General features: G+C 43.5%; 32 protein-coding genes. 21 read left to right on the forward strand and 11 right to left on the reverse strand.

Going from position 1 to position 25,960, the window contains the following annotated elements; translation table 11 throughout:
- Nucleotides 1–83: 83 nt before the first annotated feature.
- Nucleotides 84–635, forward strand: a complete 552-nt coding sequence (locus GY843_RS13930) for a TetR/AcrR family transcriptional regulator (RefSeq protein WP_297310539.1) — start codon at nt 84–86, stop codon at nt 633–635.
- Between the two features lie 107 nt (nt 636–742).
- Here GY843_RS13930 and GY843_RS13935 read toward each other — a convergent pair whose 3' ends face one another.
- Entirely contained in the window at nt 743–2,410 is a 1,668-nt protein-coding gene (locus GY843_RS13935) for a glutamine--tRNA ligase/YqeY domain fusion protein (protein ID WP_297310540.1), read from the reverse strand.
- A gap of 261 nt (nt 2,411–2,671) precedes the next feature.
- Between GY843_RS13935 and GY843_RS13940 the strand changes: the two genes are divergently transcribed.
- Entirely contained in the window at nt 2,672–3,193 is a 522-nt protein-coding gene (locus GY843_RS13940; protein ID WP_297310579.1) for a peptidylprolyl isomerase, read from the forward strand.
- Between the two features lie 12 nt (nt 3,194–3,205).
- A complete protein-coding gene (locus GY843_RS13945) occupies nt 3,206–3,919 on the forward strand; it encodes a UDP-2,3-diacylglucosamine diphosphatase (protein ID WP_297310541.1) in 714 nt (237 codons plus the stop codon).
- Between the two features lie 40 nt (nt 3,920–3,959).
- On the opposite strand, the gene GY843_RS13950 is transcribed toward GY843_RS13945, so the two are convergent.
- Nucleotides 3,960–4,574 carry a tRNA isopentenyl-2-thiomethyl-A-37 hydroxylase MiaE gene (locus GY843_RS13950; protein ID WP_297310542.1) on the reverse strand — a complete coding sequence of 205 codons (615 nt, stop codon included), beginning with the start codon at nt 4,572–4,574 and terminating at the stop codon, nt 3,960–3,962.
- A 137-nt stretch (nt 4,575–4,711) separates the two neighbouring features.
- Here GY843_RS13950 and GY843_RS13955 point away from each other — a divergent pair, with 137 nt between their 5' ends.
- A complete protein-coding gene (locus tag GY843_RS13955; protein ID WP_297310543.1) occupies nt 4,712–5,590 on the forward strand; it encodes a hypothetical protein in 879 nt (292 codons plus the stop codon).
- Nucleotides 5,591–5,770: 180 nt separating this feature from the next.
- Here GY843_RS13955 and GY843_RS13960 read toward each other — a convergent pair whose 3' ends face one another.
- Together GY843_RS13960 and GY843_RS13965 are read right to left on the reverse strand one after the other, a co-directional pair.
- On the reverse strand, nt 5,771–6,418 hold the full coding sequence (locus tag GY843_RS13960) for a LysE family translocator (RefSeq protein WP_297310544.1): 648 nt from the start codon (nt 6,416–6,418) through the stop codon (nt 5,771–5,773).
- Between the two features lie 102 nt (nt 6,419–6,520).
- On the reverse strand, nt 6,521–8,356 hold the full coding sequence (locus GY843_RS13965) for a choice-of-anchor I family protein (protein WP_297310545.1): 1,836 nt from the start codon (nt 8,354–8,356) through the stop codon (nt 6,521–6,523).
- Nucleotides 8,357–8,686: 330 nt separating this feature from the next.
- Between GY843_RS13965 and fusA the strand changes: the two genes are divergently transcribed.
- Entirely contained in the window at nt 8,687–10,777 is a 2,091-nt protein-coding gene (fusA, locus tag GY843_RS13970; protein WP_297310546.1) for an elongation factor G, read from the forward strand.
- 330 nt (nt 10,778–11,107) lie between these two features.
- Here fusA and GY843_RS13975 read toward each other — a convergent pair whose 3' ends face one another.
- Both GY843_RS13975 and GY843_RS13980 read right to left on the reverse strand, forming a co-directional pair.
- On the reverse strand, nt 11,108–11,548 hold the full coding sequence (locus GY843_RS13975) for a hotdog fold domain-containing protein (RefSeq protein WP_297310547.1): 441 nt from the start codon (nt 11,546–11,548) through the stop codon (nt 11,108–11,110).
- A gap of 44 nt (nt 11,549–11,592) precedes the next feature.
- Nucleotides 11,593–12,006 carry a MarR family winged helix-turn-helix transcriptional regulator gene (locus GY843_RS13980; RefSeq protein WP_297310548.1) on the reverse strand — a complete coding sequence of 138 codons (414 nt, stop codon included), beginning with the start codon at nt 12,004–12,006 and terminating at the stop codon, nt 11,593–11,595.
- Between the two features lie 446 nt (nt 12,007–12,452).
- Here GY843_RS13980 and GY843_RS13985 point away from each other — a divergent pair, with 446 nt between their 5' ends.
- The 11 genes from GY843_RS13985 (at nt 12,453) to GY843_RS14035 (ending at nt 18,411) form a co-directional block, all read left to right on the forward strand.
- Nucleotides 12,453–13,349, forward strand: coding sequence for a DUF4261 domain-containing protein (locus GY843_RS13985; protein WP_297310549.1), 897 nt, complete (start codon nt 12,453–12,455; stop codon nt 13,347–13,349).
- A gap of 95 nt (nt 13,350–13,444) precedes the next feature.
- Complete coding sequence (locus GY843_RS13990; RefSeq protein ID WP_297310550.1) at nt 13,445–13,969, forward strand: hypothetical protein; 525 nt, start codon at nt 13,445–13,447, stop codon at nt 13,967–13,969.
- Between the two features lie 29 nt (nt 13,970–13,998).
- Nucleotides 13,999–14,346: a hypothetical protein gene (locus tag GY843_RS13995; RefSeq protein ID WP_297310551.1), complete on the forward strand. Its 348-nt coding sequence runs from the start codon at nt 13,999–14,001 to the stop codon at nt 14,344–14,346.
- A 46-nt stretch (nt 14,347–14,392) separates the two neighbouring features.
- Entirely contained in the window at nt 14,393–15,334 is a 942-nt protein-coding gene (locus tag GY843_RS14000) for an alkaline phosphatase D family protein (protein WP_297310552.1), read from the forward strand.
- Complete coding sequence (locus GY843_RS14005; protein WP_297310553.1) at nt 15,328–15,810, forward strand: alkaline phosphatase D family protein; 483 nt, start codon at nt 15,328–15,330, stop codon at nt 15,808–15,810. The genes GY843_RS14000 and GY843_RS14005 overlap by 7 nt, the downstream gene beginning before the upstream one ends.
- 76 nt (nt 15,811–15,886) lie before the next feature.
- Nucleotides 15,887–16,117 carry a hypothetical protein gene (locus tag GY843_RS14010; protein WP_297310554.1) on the forward strand — a complete coding sequence of 77 codons (231 nt, stop codon included), beginning with the start codon at nt 15,887–15,889 and terminating at the stop codon, nt 16,115–16,117.
- Nucleotides 16,118–16,241: 124 nt separating this feature from the next.
- Entirely contained in the window at nt 16,242–16,667 is a 426-nt protein-coding gene (locus tag GY843_RS14015; RefSeq protein WP_297310555.1) for a hypothetical protein, read from the forward strand.
- A gap of 409 nt (nt 16,668–17,076) precedes the next feature.
- Complete coding sequence (locus GY843_RS14020) at nt 17,077–17,334, forward strand: hypothetical protein (protein WP_297310556.1); 258 nt, start codon at nt 17,077–17,079, stop codon at nt 17,332–17,334.
- 89 nt (nt 17,335–17,423) lie between these two features.
- Nucleotides 17,424–17,774, forward strand: coding sequence for a hypothetical protein (locus GY843_RS14025; protein WP_297310557.1), 351 nt, complete (start codon nt 17,424–17,426; stop codon nt 17,772–17,774).
- 73 nt (nt 17,775–17,847) lie between these two features.
- Nucleotides 17,848–18,183, forward strand: coding sequence for a DUF4144 family protein (locus GY843_RS14030; RefSeq protein ID WP_297310558.1), 336 nt, complete (start codon nt 17,848–17,850; stop codon nt 18,181–18,183).
- A gap of 6 nt (nt 18,184–18,189) precedes the next feature.
- A complete protein-coding gene (locus GY843_RS14035; protein WP_367183851.1) occupies nt 18,190–18,411 on the forward strand; it encodes a TIGR02450 family Trp-rich protein in 222 nt (73 codons plus the stop codon).
- An 89-nt stretch (nt 18,412–18,500) separates the two neighbouring features.
- On the opposite strand, the gene GY843_RS14040 is transcribed toward GY843_RS14035, so the two are convergent.
- A complete protein-coding gene (locus tag GY843_RS14040) occupies nt 18,501–19,286 on the reverse strand; it encodes an ABC transporter substrate-binding protein (RefSeq protein ID WP_297310560.1) in 786 nt (261 codons plus the stop codon).
- 336 nt (nt 19,287–19,622) lie between these two features.
- Between GY843_RS14040 and GY843_RS14045 the strand changes: the two genes are divergently transcribed.
- The 4 genes from GY843_RS14045 (at nt 19,623) to GY843_RS14060 (ending at nt 21,984) form a co-directional block, all read left to right on the forward strand.
- Nucleotides 19,623–20,399 carry a DUF6445 family protein gene (locus tag GY843_RS14045; protein WP_297310561.1) on the forward strand — a complete coding sequence of 259 codons (777 nt, stop codon included), beginning with the start codon at nt 19,623–19,625 and terminating at the stop codon, nt 20,397–20,399.
- Between the two features lie 120 nt (nt 20,400–20,519).
- Complete coding sequence (locus tag GY843_RS14050) at nt 20,520–20,840, forward strand: hypothetical protein (RefSeq protein WP_297310562.1); 321 nt, start codon at nt 20,520–20,522, stop codon at nt 20,838–20,840.
- Between the two features lie 65 nt (nt 20,841–20,905).
- Nucleotides 20,906–21,316 (forward strand): hypothetical protein, encoded by a 411-nt coding sequence (locus GY843_RS14055; RefSeq protein WP_297310563.1) that lies wholly within the window; start codon nt 20,906–20,908, stop codon nt 21,314–21,316.
- A 152-nt stretch (nt 21,317–21,468) separates the two neighbouring features.
- The gene (locus GY843_RS14060) at nt 21,469–21,984 is read left to right on the forward strand and encodes a GDSL-type esterase/lipase family protein (protein WP_297310564.1); all 516 of its coding nucleotides are present in this window, start codon (nt 21,469–21,471) and stop codon (nt 21,982–21,984) included.
- Nucleotides 21,985–22,082: 98 nt separating this feature from the next.
- Here GY843_RS14060 and GY843_RS14065 read toward each other — a convergent pair whose 3' ends face one another.
- Both GY843_RS14065 and GY843_RS14070 read right to left on the reverse strand, forming a co-directional pair.
- Nucleotides 22,083–22,418, reverse strand: a complete 336-nt coding sequence (locus GY843_RS14065; protein ID WP_297310565.1) for a zinc ribbon domain-containing protein YjdM — start codon at nt 22,416–22,418, stop codon at nt 22,083–22,085.
- A gap of 191 nt (nt 22,419–22,609) precedes the next feature.
- A complete protein-coding gene (locus GY843_RS14070) occupies nt 22,610–23,716 on the reverse strand; it encodes an MBL fold metallo-hydrolase (RefSeq protein WP_297310566.1) in 1,107 nt (368 codons plus the stop codon).
- A gap of 195 nt (nt 23,717–23,911) precedes the next feature.
- Here GY843_RS14070 and GY843_RS14075 point away from each other — a divergent pair, with 195 nt between their 5' ends.
- Nucleotides 23,912–24,523 carry a TetR/AcrR family transcriptional regulator gene (locus GY843_RS14075; RefSeq protein ID WP_297310567.1) on the forward strand — a complete coding sequence of 204 codons (612 nt, stop codon included), beginning with the start codon at nt 23,912–23,914 and terminating at the stop codon, nt 24,521–24,523.
- Between the two features lie 139 nt (nt 24,524–24,662).
- Here the strand turns inward: GY843_RS14075 and GY843_RS14080 are convergent, their stop codons facing one another.
- Together GY843_RS14080 and GY843_RS14085 are read right to left on the reverse strand one after the other, a co-directional pair.
- A complete protein-coding gene (locus GY843_RS14080) occupies nt 24,663–25,298 on the reverse strand; it encodes a YceH family protein (protein WP_367183852.1) in 636 nt (211 codons plus the stop codon).
- A gap of 71 nt (nt 25,299–25,369) precedes the next feature.
- Nucleotides 25,370–25,945, reverse strand: a complete 576-nt coding sequence (locus tag GY843_RS14085; protein ID WP_297310568.1) for a glutathione S-transferase family protein — start codon at nt 25,943–25,945, stop codon at nt 25,370–25,372.
- Nucleotides 25,946–25,960 lie beyond the last annotated feature (15 nt).

Here is a 25,960-nt window from a genome sequence, read left to right on the forward strand (position 1 = left end):
ACTTTATTGGCCGACACAATATGTTCAAGAACATATTTTGAACTTATGCCATACTCCGCTTTAAGCAAAACAGGAGTAGTTTTATGGGTTGGACGGCTGAACAAAAGCAACAGAGTCGAAAGAAGATTATCGATAGCGCCGCAGAACTCTTTACCAAAGATGGCTTTGATAAAGTCGCGATTAATGATGTGATGAAACATGCCGGTCTCACCCGAGGCGCGTTTTACAATCACTTTGAATCTAAGAGCGAACTCTATGCCGAAGCGATTTTAAGTGCCGCTCACCTGGCCAAAAGCCATACGGTGGAACGTTCAGGTTTTCAGCTATCAGATATTATTGAAACCTATCTCAGCGACAAACACAGAAACGGTGAGTTCTGTTGCCCTTTAGCTTTTCTAACGACTGATATTCACCAACGGGACGATCAGGTCCGCACCACTTACACCCGCGTACTCAAAGGCTTTATCAATAACATCAACGAGTTTAATGAGGGTAAGCCTAAGCTTAATGAAAGCGAAGCAATTAAGAAGGCAGTATTAATGATCGGTGGTGTTGCGATTGCCAGAGCCGTCAATGAAGACGATTTTGCTGAGCAGTTATTAAGTGCTTGCCGTGAAGGGGTAAACGGCAGATAACGGCAGGCTAAAACGAATAAACCCCAAAAAGAAAAACCGGCTAAAAGCGTTAGTTGCTCGTAGCCGGTTTTCGTTGACCTTAGCTGTTATAAGCCGGTCTTATAATATTACTTACCCCAGGAATCGCGAAGGCCTGTAGTACGGTTAAAGACCAACTTCTCTTCCGTAGAGTCTGAATCAACACAGAAGTAGCCAGTACGTTCAAACTGGTAACGGCTCTGAACATCCGCATTCGCCAGCCCAACTTCACAACGGCTTTCATTCAGCACGACAAGAGATTCTGGATTAATAAATTCCAGGAAGTCCTTCTCTTTATCGCCTGTTGGGTTCGCTTCGCTGAATAGACGATCATACTCACGTACTTCACAGGCAACAGAGTTATCTGCAGATACCCAGTGCACAACACCTTTGGCTTTGTAACCTTCAGGGTTTGCACCTTTAGTAGCCGGATCGTATGAACATTTCAGCTCGATCACATTGCCTTCTTCATCTTTGATAACTTCATCACAAGTAATCACGTATGAACCACGCAGACGAACGGCAACACCTTGAGTCAGACGCTTCCACTTGCGAGGAGGAACTTCAGCGAAATCATCCTGTTCGATAAGAAGATTCTTAGTGAAAGGCACTTTACGCATGCCCATGCTCTCATCCTTAGGATGATTCGGTAGCTCAAACCACTCTTCCTGACCTTCGTCATAGTTGGTGATAGTCACTTTCAACGGACGTACTACACACATTGCACGTGGAGCATTCTTGTCCAGATCTTCACGAACAAAATACTCAAATTGCGCCATATCAACTGTGCCGTCTGTTTTGGCTACAGCCAGACTGTCGCAGAAATTACGAACTGCCTGTGGAGAATAACCACGACGACGTAGGCCTGAGATTGTTGGCATACGAGGATCATCCCAACCATTTACATGGTTCTCGTCTACCAACTGTTTCAGCTTACGCTTACTGGTCACTGTGTAGTTCAGGTTCAGACGGCCAAACTCATACTGAGCAGGTTTGGAAGGAACAGGTAGGTTTTCGATAAACCATTCATACAGTGGACGGTGATCTGCGAATTCCAGCGTACAGATAGAGTGTGTAACACCTTCAATTGCATCTTCCTGACCATGTGCGAAATCGTAACTCGGATAGATACACCATTTATCACCGGTCTGGTGGTGCGACTCTTTGCGGATACGATAAAGGATAGGATCACGCAGGTTCATGTTTGATGAAGCCATATCGATCTTGGCACGTAGCACACAGCTACCTTCATCAAACTCACCTTTTCTCATACGCTCAAGCAGATCAAGGTTTTCCTCTGCAGAACGATTGCGATACGGACTTTCTTTACCCGGCTCAGTTGCCCAGCCACGGTATTCACGTGCTTCATCAGGGCTCAGGTCACAAACGTAAGCTTTGCCTTCGCGAACCAGATGCTGTGCCCACTCATAGAAAGTATCAAAGTAATTGGATGCATAACGTACATCGCCAGACCATTTAAAGCCGAGCCACTCTACGTCCTGCTTGATAGCGTCAACGTATTCCTGCTCTTCTTTGGTCGGGTTAGTGTCATCAAAACGCAGATTACATTCACCGTTATACTTTTCAGCCGTGCCAAAGTTCAGGCAGATCGACTTAGCATGTCCGATATGCAGATAACCGTTAGGCTCTGGAGGGAAACGGGTAACAACCTTACCGCCATGGGTTCCTGCTTCTAGATCCTGTTCGATAATCTGGTGAATAAAGTTAGTTGGTTTACTGCTTTCTGTATCACTCATAAGAAACGTCTTATCAATCCCGGCAACGTACGTAAAAAATATCGCGACATTATAAACGGATGCCATCCATAAATGGCAGTTTTATCCGACATTTACCCTAACAAAAATAACTTTGGTCAGACCATATATGTTGATACCAAGCCGAGAGGACTAAACCCTAAGATTCACACCCCCACATCGAAAGAACAAACTAGGGATGCGTTTCTTTAAGACTTGCGTATAATGTCGCGGTCAACGGCGAAGAAATGGACTATTACTACAATGATTATTCTCCATACGAATTTCGGTGATATCTCTCTTGAACTGGACCACGAGAAAGCACCAAAAACGGCAGAAAACTTCGAGCAGTACGTTAAAGATGGCTTCTATGACGGTGTAATTTTTCACCGTGTTATTAATGGATTTATGATTCAGGGTGGTGGCTTCGAACCGGGCATGGTTCAGAAAACCACACGCGAAGTAATTGAAAATGAAGCAGATAATGGTCTGTCCAACGCATCAGGTACTATTGCGATGGCACGTACAATGGACCCACACAGCGCTTCCGCTCAATTCTTTATCAATGTTTCCGACAATACGTTCCTTGACCACACTGCAAAAACAACTGAAGGCTGGGGTTACGCAGTATTCGGTAAAGTTGTTGGCGGTATGGACGTAGTTAACAAGATCAAAGCATCCTCTACAACAATGCGTGCTGGTCACCAGGATGTTCCTGTTGAAGATATTATTATCGAATCAGCAGAACTGGTTGTAGAAGAAGACGAAGAGAACAACGAAGAGTAATAGCCACGCTATATGTCTGTTTATTTTGTATCAGACCTTCATCTGAAACCTGAACGCCCGGACCTTAGCCGGGCGTTTTCATATTTCCTCAACAGCACCGCTCAAAATGCCAGTGAGCTTTATTTGCTTGGCGATATCTTTGAGGCGTGGATTGGGGATGATGCCCCTACTCCGGGTCTGGAAGAAGTTCTGACGGAATTAAAGAACCTATCCGACAACGGCTGTAAGATTTACTTTCAACACGGTAATCGGGATTTTCTGGTTGGTGAACAGTTCTGCAAAACTATTGGCGCTGAATTACTTCCAGAACAGATAGTTCTGTCACTGCCAGTCGGCGATGCTGTAATCCTGCACGGTGATCAGTTGTGTACTGATGATACCGAGTATATGCAGTTCCGCGGACTGGTTCGCAACCCCGCATGGCAAAAAAACTTCCTCAGTAAATCACTTGAAGAACGTCTCGCTATCGCGCGTCAGCTCCGAGATACCAGTAAGCAGAGAACCACTGAAAAGTCAGAATACATAACCGATGTAAATACTGATGCAGTGACACAAACTCTGGCGGAAAGTGGCGTAAATCTGATGATTCACGGCCACACCCACCGCCCTGCGATTCACAAACTTGAAGACGCCACACGCATTGTTTTGGGGGACTGGGATAAGCAGGGCTGGTATCTGAAGGTAGACGACTCGGGTTATGACCTTGTGAGCTTTGAAATCGACTAAAATTCAAGATCGAAAAAAAGGCCGTTAAACGGCCTTTTTATTATGCATCCAAAAATGTTGGTGCCCCGCTATGGAAACGAAACTCATCATCTGGTGATTCGATAAGCTCTCTTTCCTCTTCACGGAAAAACGCAACACGCTCATCAATAGGTTCGCCCGCATAATCTGCAGCCAAGCCAAGATAGTCTTGGTAATGACGCCCTTCTGACTTCAACAACGACCGATAAAACTTAGCCAATTCGTCATCCAGGAAAGGGGCAAGTTTGGCAAAACGTTCACAGGAGCGTGCTTCTATATATGCACCGATAATTAACAGATCAATCAAACGACCTGGTTCCGAGGTACGCACGTGTTTACGCATCCCCGCAGCATAACGAGCGGGTGACATATGATCATATACCACACCCCGGTCCTGCATGATCGCTAGCACCTGCTCGAAGTGAATTAGCTCTTCACGCGCCAAACGAGACATCTTATTCAGCAGATCCAAACGGTCCACATAACGGAACATCAGATTCATCGCTGTGGACGCTGCTTTCTTCTCACAGTGGGCGTGATCAATCAGCAAAATATCCTGATTCTGAAGAGCCGCTTGAATCCAGCTATCTGGAGTTTCACAAGCAAGGAATTGTTTAATCTCGTCTAGAGCATCCATCTAATAAACCTGAGTATCGAAAAATCAAAGTCGCGTATTATATCCACCCGGGAGATGCTATGTAACATCATCAGTATTTATTGCTGTACATATTGATCTACTACAATAGAAACAGCCCCTCAATTTTAGATGTAATCATGAAATTACTTTTTGCCTTCGCAACTTGCTTACTACTTACCACTTCACTACAGGCTGAAAACTTGGTTGTTGGCGTGCATTCCAATTATGTAAATGAACATTTCCAAATCGCAGCGGACAAAGAAGGTTATCAGACAGTACTGGATGTAGATGACTGCCCTCCTCTCCACTCAGAGGAGCTTAAAAATATTCAACGCATTACAATGGATATCATGCTGATATGCCACGCTCTAAAAGAATCTGGCATAGCAAATAAAATCGAACTAGTGGCATACCCTAACGTAGAACGAGGGCTGCAAATGTCATTGTCAGGCTCTACTGATATGGTGGCTCAGACACTTTTTCTGAGCGACCACCCAGAATACAACAACATGCTGATCACTGATCCGGTGATTCGACAAGGTGAATTTCAGGTTGGTGTGTTTACCACGCGTAACCGAAGCGATATTTTATCAAAAAGAGAGTTATCCGAATTCCAGAAACTCCGAGCAGTTACTGTTAAGAGCTGGAAGACCGATCAAAAAGCCATGAAGAATCTGAATATCCAGCAGGTTCTCACACTCCCAACCAGAGAACTCTTATCAAAATTTATCGCCAATAATCGTGCGGATTTCACATTCTCATATCTGAAAGAGCCAATAGTCACTCGTATCGGGGGTGAATTAATAAGAATTCCTAACGTCAAAGTCAGCTTTCCTGATACCCGTTCATTCTTCATACCTAAACGAAATCACGCACTGCATAACGCTATGCAGAAGCAACTAAGGAATCTAAGAGCACTAAATCCAGATGCCTTGAGAGCGGCCTACTTACACGCTGGTTTTATAACAGAGGAATACGAAAGCTGGAAAGATCTATCCACCAGTAGAATTCCCTAGAGACAGCCGATTCCAGCCACTAGATGAACAGTGCTGTAGCCCAACTGGATAATGCAGGTAAAGAGTTACAACACGTAATCTCTCTCTTTAAACGCTAGTGCTGAAAGCACCGCTCGATTAACCTGAACAATAAAAAGGGCGACACTTAGTCGCCCTTTTTATTTGTAAGTGATATCTAACCTAGCGCTCTGTAGTAACCAGTTTTAATGCTAATCCAACGAAAACCACACTGGCCAATTTGTGAATCCACCCCTCCAGGTTAGGAGAGTTTTGCAACAGAACACGGATAGAACCCGACAGCACCGCAATAAAACTCATGACAAGAAAACCGATCACAATGAATATGCCGCCTAGCTGGAGTAGCTGTAAGCTGATTGCACCCTGTGACGGATCCGCAAACTGCGGTAGGAAAGCCATAAAGAAGATGGCCAACTTAGGGTTCGTGGCACTCATTAGAATACCGCGCTTATATAAAGCGGTATTACTCAATTTAGGCAGCTGCTTGTTATCAAGATGGCTACGGCCAGCCTGAAACGCCTGCCAAGCCAGGTAGAGCAGATAACAAACACCCACTACTTTTAATGCGGTGAAGGCAACGACACTGACCTGAAATATAGCAGCCAGCCCCAAAGTCACCAGCAACGTATGCCCGATCAATCCAGTACATAAACCGAGAGTAACGATGATGCCTGCTTTTCTGCCATGCATAGCAGATTGCATAAGAACAAAAATATTGTCAGGACCGGGAGCAAAGCTTAGCAGGACTGAAGCCATACCGAAGGCAAGTAAGGTCTCATAACTCAACACTATCTGTTTCCTTAGGTTCATGAAATATCCTGTAACAGGATAAGGCTCCAGATATAAAAAACGCAACACCGCTTTGTTAACAAATCAGCGGTATTGCGTTATTCGGGGTACTACTGAGAGAGCTTAGTCGAACAGTGTGTACTCAACACCCTCAGTCATCATACCAACCAGATTAATCTGGTTCTCTTCACTATTGATAAATCCATTTACCGCTACAGCTCGAGATGCGCCAGAGTCCAGATAGTTAACCCAGGCATTCAGGCCATCAGTGTCAGAGTCACGGCCCAGTACATTTTGGTACAGCCCTTCGATAAACTCCGTATTACTGGTCACTCCCTGGGCAAGCTTTTCACTGCTGTTTAGGAATGCTTCAATTGTGGCGATTTCAGAGAAGTTATTATCTTCAATGTAGTTAACCCATGCACCCAATTCATCCGCATCAGCTTCACGATCCAACACTGCATGATAAACACTGTGCAGGAAAGCAGCATCGCTATCGGAGTCATAAGAAACAGCAGTGGTTGAATCACCCAGTTGATCCAGATTGATCAATGCAGTTGTACCGGATACTTCGAAGGCAACAGCCAATTGTGGTGTGCCTGAAGTTGAGTTTTCAGCATCAATGAACTGGATTACTTCTGGGGATAGATTGCCGTACTCTTCTGCATCAATGTAACCAATGTACTCTGAGTTAGCTGGATCTGTGATGTTGTAAACCATGATGCCGTTATCTCGCTCAAGGCCAATAAATGCATAATGGCTGTCACCAACTGCACCTACGGCAATCGCCTCAGGCTCAGGACCTTTATCATCGGAACGGCCATCAACTTCGCCATCATCCTGATTGAATTTTTCCGGACGAATCTGAGCCAGAATCTGCTGGAATTGATCGCCACTATCAAAGATTTCGTTTCCATCAGCGTCATAAATAGTGAATGAACGAGAACCGTAGGAGAACAGCTGATCGTAATCGCCATCACCATCAGTATCACCATCTACAGTTGATACTTTTAAACGACCCAATACAGCTTCGTCTTGCAGTTCAGCCGCATTAGGGAATGCAGTTTCATCCAGTGTCAGATCCTTGATACGCTCATCTTCATCACGAGCATCACCTTCATTTGCTGTCGCGAAATAAGTAGTGCCATCAATCTCGAAGCTAGTAAGAGCGTCCGGCATACGCATACCAAAGATTGGGTAGGTATCGATGTTAATTGCATCATCTTTGTTAGATGCATCAAGACCATTACCACTTATACTATGATCAGTTGTACCCAGCGGTAATAGCTCAGCAACAGTTGCCGTTTCAATATCAATCACAGCCACTGCATTATTTTCCTGTAAGGAAACAAAGGCTTGAGTACCATCCGGGCTAACAGCAATATATTCAGGTTCAAAATCCTGAGAAGCCGAGTTACCCGGGAAAATACGAATACCCTGCTCTCTTAGTGTATCTTCCTGTCCATCGTACTGAGTGAAATCAATCAGTGTGACTGCCGCATTAACCAGACCATCACTCAAATCAACTATTGCTACTCCACCTTCAGGATCAACTCCACCCTCAACCGGTTCAGCTTCGATGGCTACAAGAATTTTCTGGCCATCCGGAGTGAAGGTAAGCATATCAGGCAAGACACCTTTAGCATCAAGGCGGCTCAATAGAATACCGTTCTCAGCATCAAACAGCGCAATACTGCCTTCTTGAGCATCGCTGGATTCAATTGCAACAGCAATCAAACCATTTTTAATCGCTACAGAATTCACGCCGTCGTAGTTCTTAACTACAGTCAGGTCTATAGCCTTAACCAGCTCGCCGCTTACAGCATCAAAAATATCAATTTTGCCTTCTTCACCGTTGGTTACGTAAAGGCGGCCGTTTTCCTGTGCTACTACCTCAGAGCCTCCCTCACCAGTCTGGCTGTCGAAGATCTGCTGAAAGGACGTGCGTAAAATATCCATGTCTTGTTCCTTGGCTTACTCAATTTATTGTCGTTGGTTGAGAAAACTTCAGACTAGATAAGTAACATTAACTTTCAGTGACAGGTTGATGACGAGGGAATGAATCCATCTACAGCTTAATAAGGGCTCATGTGCTCACGATTAAAGCTTCAACTCGCAAAGATTGAGGTAAAAAACAGGCGAAATTACAAAATGTGAGTTGAAGATTTAGGTTGATGAAAAAAAAACCAAAAAAAGCGTCATTTCCTTGTAATTTTTCTTCTAAATGTCATCAAAAAGTCTGTATAATGTCGCGCAATTTTTGGAACCTCACCTTAGTCGAGTAAAGAAATGACAGACTTAACCAAGTACAGAAACATTGGTATTTTCGCGCACGTAGATGCGGGTAAAACCACTACAACAGAACGTATCCTGAAGCTTACTGGTAAGATCCATAAGATGGGTGACGTTCACGATGGCGAAGCTACTACTGACTTCATGGAACAGGAAGCTGAGCGTGGTATCACAATCCAGTCTGCAGCGACTACTTGTTTCTGGAAAGATCACCGCATGAACATCATCGATACTCCAGGCCACGTTGACTTCACAGTTGAAGTATACCGTTCCCTGAAAGTACTGGATGGTGGTGTTGGTGTATTCTGTGGTTCCGGTGGTGTAGAGCCTCAGTCTGAAACTAACTGGCGTTACGCGAACGAGTCTGAAGTAGCTCGTTTGATCTTCGTAAACAAGCTGGACCGTCTGGGTGCTGACTTCTACCGTGTTGTAGACCAGGTTAAAAACGTACTGGGTGCTAACCCACTGGTTATGACTCTGCCAATCGGCCGTGAAGACGGTTTCACAGGTGTTGTAGACGTTCTGACTCAGAAAGCTTACATCTGGGATGATTCTGGTCTGCCAGAAAACTACGAAGTAACTGACATCCCTGCTGACCTGGTTGATGACGCTGCTGCTTACCGTGAAGAACTGATCGAAACTGCTCTGGAGCAAGACGAAGATCTGATGATGGAGTACCTGGAAGAAGGTACTGAGCCATCTATGGAAGACATCAAACGTTGCATCCGTGAAGGTACACGTAAACTGGACTTCTTCCCGACTTTCTGTGGTTCTGCATACAAGAACAAAGGTATCCAGCTGGTTCTGGACGCTGTTGTTGACTACCTACCTGACCCAGTTGAAGTTGACGCTCAGCCACTGACTGATGCAGAAACTGGTGAACCAACTGGCGAAGTCGCTACAGTATCTGTAGATGAGCCATTCCGTGCACTGGCATTCAAGATCATGGATGACCGTTTCGGCGCTCTGACTTTCGTACGTGTATACTCCGGTGTTCTTAACAAGGGTGACACAATCCTTAACTCTTACACTGGTAAAACTGAGCGTATCGGCCGTATGGTTGAGATGCACGCTGATGACCGTACTGAGCTGGATTCAGCACAGGCTGGTGACATCATCGCAATTGTTGGTATGAAGAACGTTCAGACTGGTCACACGCTGTGTGATCCTAAGAACCCTTGTACTCTTGAGCCAATGATCTTCCCAGAGCCAGTAATCTCTATTGCTGTTACTCCTAAGGACAAAGGTTCTACTGAGAAAATGGGTATCGCTATCGGTAAGATGGTTGCAGAAGATCCATCTTTCGTAGTTGAAACTGACGAAGATTCCGGTGAAACAATCCTGAAAGGTATGGGTGAACTTCACCTGGATATCAAAGTAGACATCCTGAAGCGTACTTACGGCGTTGAGCTGGAAGTTGGTAAGCCACAGGTTGCATACCGTGAAACTATCACACAGTCTGTTGAAGACAGCTACACGCACAAGAAGCAGTCTGGTGGTTCTGGTCAATACGGTAAGATCGACTACCGCATCAAGCCAGGTGAGCCAAACTCTGGCTTCACGTTCACTTCTACAGTAGTAGGCGGTAACGTACCTAAAGAATTCTTCCCAGCGATCGAAAAAGGTTTCGCTGGAATGATGGAAGAAGGTGTACTGGCAGGCTTCCCTGTACTGGACGTTGAAATCGAACTGTTCGACGGTGGCTACCACGCGGTTGACTCCTCTGCAGTAGCATTCGAAATCGCTGCAAAAGGCGCATTCCGTCAGTCTATCCCTAAAGCAGGTGCACAGCTGCTGGAACCAATCATGAAGGTTGACGTATTCACTCCAGAAGACAACGTGGGTGATGTTATCGGTGACCTGAACCGTCGTCGCGGTATGATCAAGGACCAGGAAGCAGGCACAACTGGCGTACGCATCAAAGCAGACGTTCCTCTGTCTGAGATGTTCGGTTACATCGGTCACCTGCGTACAATTACTTCTGGCCGTGGTCAGTTCTCCATGGAATTCGAACGTTATGCAGCTTGCCCGCAGAACGTTGCTGATGAAGTAATCGCTGAAGTTAAAGCTAAAAACGAAGCTAAGTAATCTAATTTCTTAATTCGAATAAAAAGCCCGGTGAGAAATCACCGGGCTTTTTTGTTTGTATCGAGTTACAAGCTACAAGCTACAAGCTACAAGCTACAAGCTACAAGCTACAAGCTACACACCATCGTTATTCCAGCGCAGGCTGGAATCCAGCCCTTTTAAATTCCTTTTCTACTTGTTGGAGCGATGTCCTCATCGCGATAAAAACTCGCCACTAGAAGCACCTCCTACAAATCCAGCTTTTCCTAGCAGCCAAAGGCGTTCTCGCCCCTAGCAGGCGCAGCCGTTCTAGCAGCTGACATAGTCAGCGTTCTCCTGGCTTCGCCAGGATCACGCGTGCTTCACATTCATCGTAATATCGGCAGTAAAACAGGTCTCCCCCGCATCATCCAAAGCCGCCACGGGAACAACCACTTCACCCGGCTCTGAGAAATCGACTTCCTGTGCATCACAAACCACTTTAAGATCGGTTTTGGCTTTCGCCACATACTCAACACTCATGCCTTGCGGAATCCAACGTGCACCCGCGGGAATAGAAGCATCCGTCGTCATACCTGCCACTAGCTCAGCAGCATTACACATCGCAATCGCATGTACAGTTCCCAAATGGTTATGAACCTTCTTCTGGTTACGTAGTACCAACTCACAGTAACCCTCTTTGAAATCCACAATCTCAGGATCAATCGTCGCAAAGTAAGGTGCAACCTGACCAATCCCCTGTGAAAACATCTCATTACCCATCTGCTTATACATAGCTAAAAACTGACTCATTACACATCCTCATCTTTGATTATCATTTTGCTAGAATCGAAAAGTTAGAACCGCAAGATTGCTGTATTAAGGAACCGCTGGACTACCTCAAGCTCAGCTTCATCAAAACCATCGGTCAATCTGCTGTTTAACTGCCCCAATAAAGGCGGTACGAGAGGCAGAACCTCCCTCCCCTTATCAGTCATAAACAAACACCAGGCCCGACCATCAGACTCACTTTGATGCCGCGCAATTAATCCATGCTTCTGCATACGGCCAACCAAACCAGAAACAGCAGGCTTATTAAGCCCAAGGGCTTTACCCAACTCCTTCTGCGGGCAACCTTCGTTCTTAGTAAGAAAAAGCAAAGCCGCCACCTGAGTAACCGGCACACCTAACTGCTTCTCAGCCTCAGCATCCACATGCTGAAACACCTTATGCCGAGCCATATTCAGAAGAAAAAATAAGCGTTGATCCACGGACAATCCCTTAATTAGTTTGCTAACGAATCAAATAGTACGCACATGAACTACTTTTCAAATAACAGAACAATTCAATATTTCAGGAAGGATGAAGGAAAACGTAAGTGCAGTTTTGACTGGAGCAATCAACTCATGCCATGATGCATGGACCAGGGAGATCTTAGGTAACTACTCTTGAAGGGATGTTTTAGGCACTTTATTTCAATGAGCTTTGGGCTGAAATGGTTAACCCGTAGATATATGTCAGATTGACGCTTTTTATCTGAAAGAAAATATCTAGTTTGGCTTAATACCCTTTACTAACAGTAGCTTACGCTAAGGTTTCGAAAATAAGTTTCTGAGATATATGTCAAATTGACGCAATTAATTGCATCAATCTGTCATATATTTAGCTGTTAGCACTACTTAATCCATATATAACAGAATGATTTCAAGGAAGAAAAATGAGTATCTTATCCAGATTTTTTGGCAAACAAGAGGCTGAATCTGACAGCAACTTGATCTTAAATGATCAAATAGAGTCTCCTCTCAGTTTGCAGGTTCTTTTCAGCAATAGCTTTGCTTTTAATTCGTCTAGTTTTGAGAGTAAGTTTCGTTCATACCACCCAAGTCTCTCAGAAGCAAAAATTGAGCTCGATGAAGAATTAAAGCAACAAGGGAGCCTAATCGGATTAATCGGTTGGGGCGAGCATGTTATTCAAATTGTAGGTTTCGATCATGCTATGCCCGCAGAGGCTGTAGAACAGTGTATAGCCCCTTCACACTACAGGCAGGATTTAAAGTTACAGGCCAAAGCGCATAAGAGTCATATCATCCTGTATTACAAAGGCTACGATGACAATCCAATAAATCAATATGCATCAATGGCTCTTGTTGCTGGTTTCTTATCCTACTTCGGTGCGATTGTTGTAACGAACGAAAGTGCTTTAACTTCCTTCCCAACAATAGCCCTCAATAGGGATAACGTTGATGGAGACATAGTTGAACTCATTCAGAGCCTTCCTTTACTCATTCTTTTTTGTGGGATCGTGAAGTATAAGGTTGATGGGATTGATGGAGTTTGGTTAAGAACATATGGCGCTCAACTGCTTGGGTTACCAGATATGGCGTCCCTAGCAAGGGATCATTCTATTAGCCAGAGCATATTTGATATTTTCAGTAATGTGTTTGGTTACCTGTTGAACTCAGGAGTGAAGTTTTCTGAAGGAAATACAATGCAAGTGGGTGAAGATCTATTCATGAAGTTGCGCTTGCCATCAAGAGAAGAATATTTCCTCAATGGTGAGAATGAGTTATTTGTTGTTGAGTTTATTACTCAGTCTGAAATCAACCAGTGCTAACAAGCAAAGGCAATATCGCCCGCGAGCGGGCTGGACTCGCTTCGCTCGCCGTTGCTTTGGGCGTTATGCATCAAAGAACGGAAGGAGTCGTACAAGTGATTGACAATGAAAATCATCCGGTATGGGGTGTTTATGATTTATACCGAAGTGCAAAGTTAAATGTCCGTTATTACTCGGCGCGACTTCATAGAATTGAATCCACAAACATTGGCATGGAGTTAGTGATCGCAGCCTGCGCCCCGTCATCTGCCATTGCTGCACTATGGTTTTGGGATACGCCATTTGGTGCGCTTGTCTGGAAATTATTAGGAGTTATTGCTGCAATCGCAGCGGTAGCAAAGCCAATCATGATGCTGCCAAAGAAGATGAAAGCGTATAACGAAGTTCTCGCTGGGTATAGAGCACTTGAACATGATCTATATGAAATAAAAGAAATAATATCTCAGAATCAAAAATACGGTAGAGAGCAACAAATGGATTTTAAAAAAGCACTAAAAAGAAAAGGGGTGCTGGCTGCGAAAGATCCAGAAACAAAAAAGGACAAAAAATTAATTTCCAAGTTAGCGTTAGAGATAAAACAAGAGCTGCCCGTTACTGCTTTCTATGTGCCATTAACATAGTTTTTTGAGAGACCGGAGGTTATTTTGCAATGAGTGATAAAATAGTCAGAGAGCTAGCATTGCTTAAAAGCGATCTCATGGATCAAATCATATCAGATGAAATTTCATCTGATATGAGGCAACCGATAAAGGAAGCCATTGTGCAAATTGATTTAGCCACAACTCGAGCAGTGATGCTGGATACTGGCTCCATCGAAGTTACTCAAGAGTATCGCGATCTATTAGAACAAGTAAATAAAACAAGACTGAATATACGTGGGCTTACCAATGATGGACAGGAATTAGAAAAGGTTATTGTTCACACTCAGTCGGTGCTAGGCAAGCTAGATCGTGTTGTTGCTTTTGTTGAACCTGACGAACCATGGCCGAGAAAGTAATACATCACAATACACCCGATCTATCTGACAAGGAAGGGAGATGTAAATGTTAAGCATCAAAAAGATGGACGTAGGTCCTATTGTGGGACATGCGGATATGGATCACGTTCGCCTATGGGGTAGGGCTTCATACGAAAAACTTGCTACTGGAGAGCCAAGACGTGCGTTTGGAGTAGCACGAATAAAAAAAATAGACAGCGGCGATTATGGTTCTCCCGTGTACTTCAAGATGAATCCAAATTTTGATATGAGTGGAGTGGCTATATTCTGTGGGCTCAAGCCCGATACAAAATATGCATATCAAATGGGTTGGTTTTATTCTGATAAGGAGCTTGAAGAATTAAACCTAGACTTGCATATCGATTGGGGCAATTCCGACATTGGTGAATTTGTTACATCTAGTGATAATTCATCTGATGAGAAGCAGTTCATTTTTGGATCTTGTAGATATCTACTCCGTTTGTTTGAAGGAAGCTGGTTTGACAGCCGTGGAGATAAAACATTCCGTTCCATTTTGAGACAGATAGATGATGGAGATAGCGTAGATAAGTTTTTGATGGTTGGAGATCAAATTTATGCGGATGACCTGAACTTTCTATCTCCAGATAAGCAAGTAGATGAGTATCTCTCTAGGTATCGTGATGTATTTTCACAGAAATATATGAAGAAACTAATGAGTAAAGTTTCTACTTACATGACTCTAGATGATCATGAAATTGAGGATAATTGGCCTAGTAAGGCTGAACCTAGAGACATGATGGTTAAATATCCAGCAGCTATCCACTCTTATCAAATTTACCAAATGAGCCATAGCCCTATTATTCCGATTGATGCGCAATGTAAACTTCAGGGGGTACCTGAAGGCTTTTATTACTGCTTCAAGGACGGATGTAGTGATTTTTTTGTTACTGATACACGTACGGAAAGAGATCTTGAAGATAGGGAAATAATTAGCGAGTTTCAAATGGAATCTCTTCTTCAATGCTAAGTGATGGAAGTGAAAGGATTAAGTTTGTTGTAACATCTGTCCCCTTCTTCCCCGACTTAAAAAAGCAGAATAATGATAAATGGAGTGGCTTTTTAAGCCAACGAGATCAAATTATTGAGCATATCCGAAACAATCAAATTAAAAAGGTAGTGTTTTTGTCTGGTGATGTTCATTGCTCAATGGCTGCAGAGCTAGATATAAGTTTAGCAGAAGAAGAATCTCACAAAATATATTCTGTCATATCTTCATCTTTTTATTGGCCATACCCACACATGAAGCGTCGTAAGTTTAAGCTATCAGGCTTTGTAGCTTCTGAAGATAATACAAATGCATATAAACTTGGAGAAATTTCAGACGTATTTTCAGGCAATAACTTTACTAGAATCAAAGCATCACAGGAGGCTTTAAACATATTTGTATATGAGCGAAAGGGCAACTTAGAACATCAGCATAAATTTTTGTTTGAAAATGCATAACAACGCGCTCAAGTGATGACGCGCTTTGCGCGCCACTTAGCTGAGCGTTATACGTTCTCTAGTTAAGGAGTAGATTATGACTTATGGAACAACCAGATATGGGGAGAGCGTTTATGAAGAAGTATCCTCAGCTATCACACAGTCTGAAATTATTCCCCCGGATGCCAAAAAGGCCTTAAAAGATTTCCTGAATGATACATTCGGAGATCTCTGGTCATCTCTTGACGACATATTGAATATGTCTCCACCAACAGAATTGCTTAATTATTGGGATTTACTAATAGAGTTAGTAAAGGCATTAATGTAATGAAGCGTTTTCGGTTTAATGTATAACAAAGCGCTCAACTTTCAGCCCAGTTTCGCTGGTCTTGGACTGTCGCTGCTACGCAGCGCCAGCCCGTTGGCGCGGAGTTATAAAAAGGAGTAGAAACATGGATCAAGGTTTGATCAACCGACATAAAGGTATGTCGGCTGAAAACATCATGAAAGTTAAGGAAATCGCACTAGTAGCTCCGACGACTTCTAAGAGAAAAAACGATGAAGAGTTTGAGTTTACATTCACAACGACTGGATTCACCGATCCGGAATGGCGTGACATTTTCAAAAAGCACTATGGGTCTGAGAAGGCAAGATTTCATGGTAGTGAATTCACGCTAACATGTAAGGCAACAGATTTAGAATCAGAAATTTCTAGGGTAAAGCTTCTAATCATGTCTACTAATGAAGATTATCAAAAGAAACGAGAAGAACTAATCCGTATTATTGAAGAAAATAAAATAGCAGAGAAAGAAGCTGCTATTAACAAGAACCTAGAAGAAAGCGAGGTTCAAGAAATGTTCAGCAACTTCAAAGTCTAACAATTGCATAACAAGCGCAAGCACAAACTAATCCACTACAAATATTCCGCTGTTACGGGCGTTCAATGTGCAACATGAAGAAACGGATTAGGCTTCTATCAACGTTGAGTCTTTTAAGTATTCCTATATTGGTCATCCCGACAGAACTGATCTGGGGCACAGCTGTCAGTTTGATAACATTCTTCGGTGCTGTATTCGTGTTAGTTACTTTGCAGCACTTTTTGCTCAAGTGCCCTAATTGTGGACACAATATATTAAAGATGAGAAAGGCTTATCACCTTTGGTACTCAAAAAACTGTAGGTATTGCGGGGTGCTATTGGATGATTAAACATTTAACAAGTAGCTGTAGCGGATCATCGCTGCGTCCCTCCACTAAGCTAAGCGTTATGTTTCAAGGGAGAGTTTTGAATGAGTATGGAAGACATACAGAAAGAGATAGAATGTTGGGCATCTCGTCCTACATGGTTTAGTCCACACCCGAGTGATACTAAGGAGCTTCGTAAAGCTATATCAAATCTCAAACACTCGAAACACTTCCCCAGCGAAGAAGAATTAACCGAAGCAATTTATCAGCGGGTTAAAGATTTACCTGCAATGCTTGGAACTCCAGAAAACATAGAAAAAAGTGCAAGAGAATTCGCTGCTAAAATTTTTGCAAAACTGTAAATAAAACATAACAAAAACATCAAAAGTCGCCCTACGGGCTTGGACCACAACTTCGCTGCGGCCCTTTATGTTGGGCATTATACGTAAATATGAAATCCGACGAATACAAGCAAGTGTGTAGCTTAACCAACGTGCTACCTAGAAATATTCTAGAGGAAACAGAGGTTATTCTTTCTAAAGCGAATATGCCTGAATCAGGGATTGTAAAAAATGCTCTGTGTAATGGTGTTATTGAATTTCCTAAGCAATACCAAGGAGATTTCAAGTCGAGCTACCACAGAGTCACATGCTCAGCGGAAGAAGCAGAAAGAATTGCAGATTATTTATTTGAAAAAGAGGCTGAGTCGGTGCCGGTAAGTGGAATCACCACATATGAAACATCTAGGCTCGTAAACTTAGTTAACATCTGGCACGAGCTAGCAGAGTATGTCCAACGATGAACGTATAACAAGAAAAGGCATCCGACGCATTCTGCCTGGCTGCTTTAAGCGTTATTTTTCATAAGGACACGTTGTGATTCATTGGCCCGCGATCATTAAGTACGAAGGTGAAAGTGAACTAACATTCATTTCTAGTGAATCAGAATGGGAGTGTGATCCAGACCTTCACTTCTTCTCGTACGAAGATCGTGATGTACTTATAGATTCTGCAGGGGAGATATATACCCTGGATCAAAGAATAGATAATTGTATTCAGCCTAAATCTACAGGCCGATATTTCGATAAAAATGATGTTCTTGAAATAGTAAAAGAGCACTTTTCATTTATTGGTCAGTGTTGTGTCTCTAAATTCGCAATTAATACAATTGCTGAAGGAATAGCAATTGTTGGTTCAGTCGCCGAAAAATAAAGTGAAGTGGTTTTGAATAGAATTAATCCGAGAAAGCTTCTCAATAGTAAATGGTCAGCGGTAAAGCCAGTAAATAAAGAAAAGCACTTTCTGGTTACCGAAGTTGAATTCGATGAAGAAGGCGTAGTTACCCATTGTCTGATAGAAGCGATAATTTCAAAACGATCCCAAGTTATCGATTGGGAGGTTCTTAAAAATGATGCCATCTGGTTGTTGGGTTGGAAATAGTTATTGTGAGTGACTTTGCGCACCTAACCAAGCAAATAAAAGGAACCAATGCGGACAAAACCCTATAACTTCCATCAGAAAAGCTTTTTCTAGTATTCGTACTTACTGACAATCGAGTCAAAGGTTCCATCTGCCTTCATCTGTTCCATCGCTAACCTGACCTGTTCCACAAATTCAGGCGATACTCTCAACTTTGAGAACAGCAGATAAGTTGACCAGGACAACACCTCCATACGCTCACCTTGGTGTAAAACAATATCAATTTTGTCTTCAAGCCCCTTCTCTTGGAGGTAGAACATGACAGGCAGAAGGTCACCAACAAACATATCCACGCGTTCATTCAATAATTGCCTTACACTCTGTTCAGTAGAGTTAGCCAATTCAACTTTGTGGAAACGATGACTGTCTAAAGCCTGCCTGAAAGCACCACTGCCATATAAATAGCCCGCTCTAATAGAGATATCTTTGTCATCGACATTTGAAAAATCGGGTTTTACTCCAAACTGATCGGTTTTTCGTTTAAACAACACATAACTTTGCTGAATTAGGACACTATCAACGTAATATCCCCATTTCTTTCTAGGTTCGTTTTTACCAGCATTAAACAGAAGATCACGTTCTCCATGTTCAGTCACAAAGACGGCTCGCTTCCAAGGGAAAAACCTAAATTCGATCTGTTCGACACCGACTCGATGCAGGGCCTCTTTGACAATATCTACAGCAAGCCCTTTAGGCTTCCCATCTTCACGATACTCGTAGGGTGGGTAATGAAGCGTAGTAGCCAAAATTACTTCAGGGTTCTTTTCAGCTGCCACAGCAGAAGAACACAGCATACAAAACAATATCGTTCCGGCTATGTATCGATTTAAGCCCATCAAACCTGCCTCAGGTATCTACACTATCTAAAAAGTATTATGCATATTACGGATAGATCAAATCTGGAGGCGCACTCATTCAAGGTGCAAAGCCTCCAAAATTAGGCAAGCCCGGAGCTTGGCGTTATAGTGCCTTAGGCATCCTTAATAATTACTCTATGGAATTAGCACTGTTGGTCCTTCTCTTGAAGCTCACTGAGAATAAAAGTTCAGCAGGTAACATTATCTAGGGAACCTAGTAAGTTTTTAGGAATTGCCCTTTATATAAAACACAACAAGAAAAGCAATCTAACGCTTAATAAGCGCTTGTTTTTGACGTTAACGAGACACGAAATCATGCAACCTATATTCACTTCTGTAGATGAGCTAAATACACACACAGAACTATTCTACGATCCAGAAAGAGCAGATAGTGAAAACACGGGACCATTCATTATTGTTTGCGATGATTTTTACCCGGACCCAATCGCTGTCAGAGAACTTGCTCTAAAAAATAAGTTTTTTCGATACAAACCACCACTAGCAGAACAAGTTGGTGAAGAAATCGCCGCACAATATGATGATCCAAAAATTGTTTGGGAATCCTCAGCAATATTGCGATATTTGGGAACAACGGTTAAAAACCCTCAATCAGGTTATCGCCACTCAACACCAGAAGTTCGCGATTTACTTAGCAGGGTTATTGATGAGCACATTGTCACTGATACCTGGGATACCTTAGGTGACTGGTGGAATGGTGCATTTCACCTTCAATACGAAGCTGGTGAGAATGTTCATCGCGTCATTCATCACCACTATAGAGAGGGTGATGTAGTGCCACGAGGCTGGAGCGGCTTAGTTTATTTATCTCCGGAAGCACCCAAACAACACGGCACAACAATTTGGAAAAATAAAAAAACTAACCTTTGTATTGCCCCAGAAGGTGACCAATACGAGCAAGATACAGATCAATTTGAGCTTGCCCTCTCAATTGAAAATCGATTCAACCGCCTGGTGCTATTTCGGGAAAATGTTCTGCATCGTGCAGGGCATGGCTTCGGTACTACGCCAGAAACAGCACGTTTAATGCAGACGTTTTTCTTTAAGGCGGTTCAAAGCAAAGCTAAAAATTAGCTCAAACAGGGAAAAGGGATAAACAGAGTCCGAGAGGACAAACGCATTAAACAGATCAGCACCCTTTTAAATTGGCAAATGATCGCGCTAAACAAATCAGCAAAAGCACATAGCAAACTTATGAAAGATTTAGCTTTAAACGACCTGATCAACGAAACGATTCACGTTCAGATCAAATACTTTGATACAGACAAGTCTACCGTTCTGCATGAAAACAAATTTAGTGGTCGCGTTATAAAAACCGATCCTAACGAAGGCATATCGATACAGCCTGATGAAGATAAAAATGCTGTTGCGGTAATACCTCCATCCATAGAAGCGCACTGGCGCGATGAAAATAATACGATTCATATTGACTGGGTTGTCTACAGGCTGCAAGAAGTGCGAGCAGATGGTGAACATGAATGGTGGGACTGGCAACCTGCACCAAAAAGTCATTAAAGGGAACTCATGAAAAGGCCAGCCCCTTTTAAATCGTCCCCAGCGTAAGAGTTAAGCTACTCATCATGAAACCCGTAATCCAACAAGAGATCGCAGGCTGCGCTATTGCAAGTTCTGCAGCGATAGCTGGCTTGTCGTATGAAGAAGCCAAGCAAATTGCCAATGCCCTGGGTATCACTGCTGATGATAAAGAACTGTGGTCAGGCACAGCCCATATTAGAAAACTGCTTAATAAACTCGGTTACGCCACATCCCCAGAAGAGCTCAAATTTGAAGGTTGGGACAAGCTGCCTAATTGCGCACTGCTATCCATCAAATGGCATCTCGAGAAGGGCAAGCCGTTTTGGCATTGGGTTGTGTTTGTGAGAGAAGACGATAAAGAATATGTGCTAGATTCCAAGAAAGCGTTAAAAAACAATATCCGTACTGACTTCGGACGAATGAAACCGAAGTGGTATATTGAAGTCAGTTCTTGATCGAATCTAACTACCAGATACCCTATTTCCAACGAATCACTATCTAAACTCAATATATGCTTAAAACTCTCAGATTATTTTTAGCAACTTGTTTAGTTTTCTTATTAGCAGGGTGCGACTCTCCGAAACTCAACAGTCTCAGCAGCGGTGATGTGATCGTTGCCTTCGGTGATAGTTTAACCGCGGGTGTGGGCACTGATAAATCGAGTAGTTACCCTAGCGTTCTTGCCAGATTGTCTGGCCTAGAAGTTGTTAATGCAGGCATATCCGGTGAAACCACCAACGAAGGTGTAGTCAGGCTGCCAAAGGTTATTGATAGACATAACCCTAGCCTGCTTATACTGCTGGAAGGTGGTAACGATATTCTGAGAAACCGGAATTATGAAAAAATTGAGCGCAACCTTGATCATATGATCCAGTTCGCCCTTGAACGGGATATTCAGGTTGTTCTGATTGGTGTGCCGGAGAAAAGTTTATTCTCTGACTCAGCCCCTTTTTATAGTGAGCTGGCAGAGAAATATGATCTGGCTTTTGAACCGAGCCTCGTAGCAGACCTTATGCGCAGCCCCTCTAAAAAGTCTGACTCGATTCATTTCAATAAAGAAGGCTACGCGGATATGGCTGAAGGTATTTATACCCTTCTATCGAAAAATGGAGCGCTTGAGTAAAGTAACTAAGCGAATACTTCTATTTTCCTAGCTACTAATTTCTAACACCTAGCAGCCCCTTCTCCAGAAAGGGGCGTTCTCGCTACTAGCCCCTGGTTTTAAGCCTTCTTAACAAACTGCGCAGTTATCATCATCTCACCCGCTCCATCAACTTTGCAGTCCAGCTGGTGATCTTTGCCTTCAACCATGCGACGAATCAGTGCTTTGGTGCCAATCTTGAGCACCTGAGAGCTGCCTTTAACCTTAAGATCTTTGATGAAGGTAACCTTGTCCCCTTCCTGCAGCAGTGTGCCATTGGCGTCTTTGATCTTAAGAGTTTCCTCTTCAGCAACTTCCGAAGGGTTCCATTCATAGGCACATTCAGGACAGATTAGCATTTCCTGATCCTGGTAAACATATTCAGATTCGCATTTCGGACATGGAGGAAGAGACATAGGATATTACTTCTTAAAATCAGTTTGGTGAGTATGTGCAGCTAATGACACATTTCCATTTAGGCGTGCAGTTTAACTGAATCAGGCTGGACTTTCCCCTATTAAGGGAAAGGAATAAAAGGAAAATGAGAAAAGAAAAACAGCAAAAAAGAACATCCCTGTTTTGCTATTTTGCTGGAGGGGGAAACAAACTAATTACTGGTAGAACCTGCCGCCAACATCGGTTGGGATCCATCTTCTACAGGCATCATGCCGCGCCACCAGGCAACGGTTTGTTGTGGTTCAATCGCTTTAACCTTCTGCCCAACAATCGGGGTAAGTAATTTAACTTTGTGTTGCTCACTAAAGCGCTTCACCTCTTCCAGTGGCTCAAACCAATCATGCAACGCCAGATCAAAGGTACTGTTATGGATAGGCAGCATTGCTTTGCCTTTCAGATCGATATGCGCCTGTACGCTTTGCTCGGGCAGCATATGAATTTCCGACCAGAGTTCGTTATACGCACCTGTTTCAATCATTGTGATATCAAAAGGTCCGTAACGCTCGCCTATCTCTTTAAAGCCGCCGAAGTAACCAGAGTCACCACTAAAATACAGATTTGCCTGCACTCCTTTTATCACCCAGCTAGCCCAAAGAGTTTTGTCTTTATCAAATAAACCTCGACCAGAAAAATGCTGTGTGGGTGTGGCCGTTAGCGTGATCGAACCGAGTTCAACTGATTGCCACCAGTCCTTCTCAATCACCTTATCTGCATCGACACCCCACTCTACGATACGCTCTCCGACTGCCAGTGGTGTGACAAACCATTCAACCTTATCAGCCAGTTTTACCACGGCATCTTTATCCAAATGATCGTAATGGTCATGGCTGATCACAACGGCTTTGATGGGTGGCAACTCTTCAATGTTGATAGGTGTTTTATGAAAGCGTTTTGGTCCAGCCCACTGCACCGGAGAAGCTCTGTCACTGAACACGGGGTCTGTCAGAATAAACTCCCCATCCAGTTTGATCAGAATGCTTGAATGCCCCAAGCGATAAAGCACCGGGCCTGTCTCACTCCCCAGATCGGAGGTATTTATTCTGGATACTGGCAATTGCTGTTTGGGCTGTGGCTCCTGACGCTTGGCCTTCATATATTTAGCAGATATGTCCCAGATCTTACTGAAGGAGTTGCTGTAATTAATCTCGGTGTTGCTGAACTTGCCCTCAGAGAGAGGAGCGCCTGTCTCGCCATTGCCTGTTTGCATTTTCTCTTCTTTCACTTCTGCTGTAGAACAACCTGACGCAACAACTGACATAACTAACGCTCCTATTAAACCCAGTAATACAGCCTGCTTAAGGCCTATTCTTTTAAACTTCATAAGCTAATTAACAACTAGATATATTCATAACCAAAAGTAAACTATACGGTGTAGTTTATTTAAATATTTTAAAAAGTAAACCACTCAGTGTAAAATTTACTTATCTTTACCTAATGCTCTGGCTTTGAATCCATGACTGAAAAGAAACTCACTCGTAGCGAACAGAAACGACAGGCTATCCTTGATGCTGCCCATAAGGCATTTAAGGAGTACGGTGTTCAGGGCACCAGCATGGATCAGCTTGCAGCGCTGGCCGAAGTTTCAAAACGTACGGTATACAACCATTTCGAATCCAAAGAAGCTTTGGTGATGCATCTGATTAGAGAGATGTGGCAGAAGGCTATACAAGGATCAGATGTAGAGTTTTCTGCTGAAGGCAGTTTGGAGGAGCAGCTCACCCAACTATTGATGGCGGAAATTGAGGTAATTACCACTCAGGAATATATCGATCTGGCCCGAGTGGCAATGGGGCACTTCTTCTATCATCCAGAAGCGCTGAAGCAAGAGATTGAGCGTATGTCAGAGCAGGAGTCTGCACTAAAACGCTGGTTAAACTCTGCAATTGAATCCGGCAAGCTGAAACCGGTGGATATGGAATTTGCGATCAATCAACTGCATGGCATGATCAAAGGCAGTTTCTTCTGGCCTCAACTACTGCAGATAGCCCCCCTACCCGATCAAAAGGAAAAGGAACATCTGGTTCAGGAAACGGCAGCGATGTTCCTTAGCTACTATCAAAAATAGGCATCAGGCGAATCGGCGTGATCCCCGTAGGGCATAGAGGACACGCCTCAACAGCAAAGAAAGCAGAGTCTGATGGAGCGATGCGATCTCCCCATCGCGATTTAAGCACTAGTTGTTCATTAACTATTTGCTGTGATATCTACAACTGGGCCTTCAGTTCATCAATGATTCGCTCAAGTTCAGCAACACGGTTTTCCAGTTCAGCAATACGGTCATTACCGCCACTAGGGGTTGCTGAGTCTTCCGTTACTTCAGGAATATCCACCTCTCCGCAGAACAGATGCGCATAACGTGATTCTCGTTTACCCGCTTCTCGGGGCAGCTTCACAATCAATGCACCCGATGGACGATCGGCTAAGCGACTCAGAATCTGTTCAACCTCTTTAACATCGTCAAACTCACATAAGCGATTAGTACGGGTACGTAGCTCACCGGGCGTTTGTGGGCCTCGCAGCAGCATCACACAAACAACCCCCAACTCCTGTGCAGTCAGTTGCAGGTCGCTGAATTCGGTATTACAGAAGCGGTGTTTGTATTTAACAACGCGGCTACCAACCGTTTCTTCACGAATCAGGCGTTTATCACGCAGCTCGTCCAGCACGTTCTGTACATCCAGCTCTTCAAGAGACATAACCGGCTCACGGTTGCTCTTCTGGTTACAAGCATTGGTGAGAGAGTTTAGTGAGAGTGGGTACTGATCTGGCGTGGTGATCTCTTTCTCAATCAGGCAACCGATTACACGCGCTTGGGTAGGAGTTAAATCCATTGTGATCATATAGTTAGCTTCCTCGGAACAACGAATTATCTATAGAGTAGCTTATATCAAAGCAAAAAACCGGAAACAAATTATTGCGGGTAGGTCTCCCTGACAATTGCTCTTTCCTGATGTAAATTTCTGGCTTCCAGCAGCGCGGGATATTCTGAAAAATCATATAAACCCCTGAACTCAGCCCAGTCCATTAGAGAGATAAGGGCAATGGTTGCAATATGCCACTCGTCAAAACCACCTGCTTTTGCCTGCTCCTCCAGCCAATTCAGAGAGATAGGAATCCTCTCCCGCTGGAGTTTGAACATCAATTTGTCATCACTGGTTTCAATTCCTGAACGAGTAGCAAGAAACATAATGATCAAAGCATCATTGACAGCATCCACAGCACTAACAAGATTCAGCTGTTCAAAACTCCACTCAGGCAAACCCAGCTCTCTGCGCAAGTACTCACAGATCACATGGGAGTCAAAAATGGTTTTCTCACCATCCATTAATACGGGGAGCTTACGAATGGGGGTAATGGCAGAATAAGCGGAACGTTTATCATCATCGTAAACATCCACTGCTTCAAAACGATAATCAACACGATCCAGTAGCATACGCACCCTGCGAACATAGGGCGATGGGGAGGAGCCATAAAGTACGATCGACATTGCTGCTTTCCTTAA

This window comes from Neptuniibacter sp., assembly GCF_024231755.1.
In the GTDB taxonomy this organism is placed as follows: Bacteria; Pseudomonadota; Gammaproteobacteria; order Pseudomonadales; family Balneatricaceae; genus Neptuniibacter.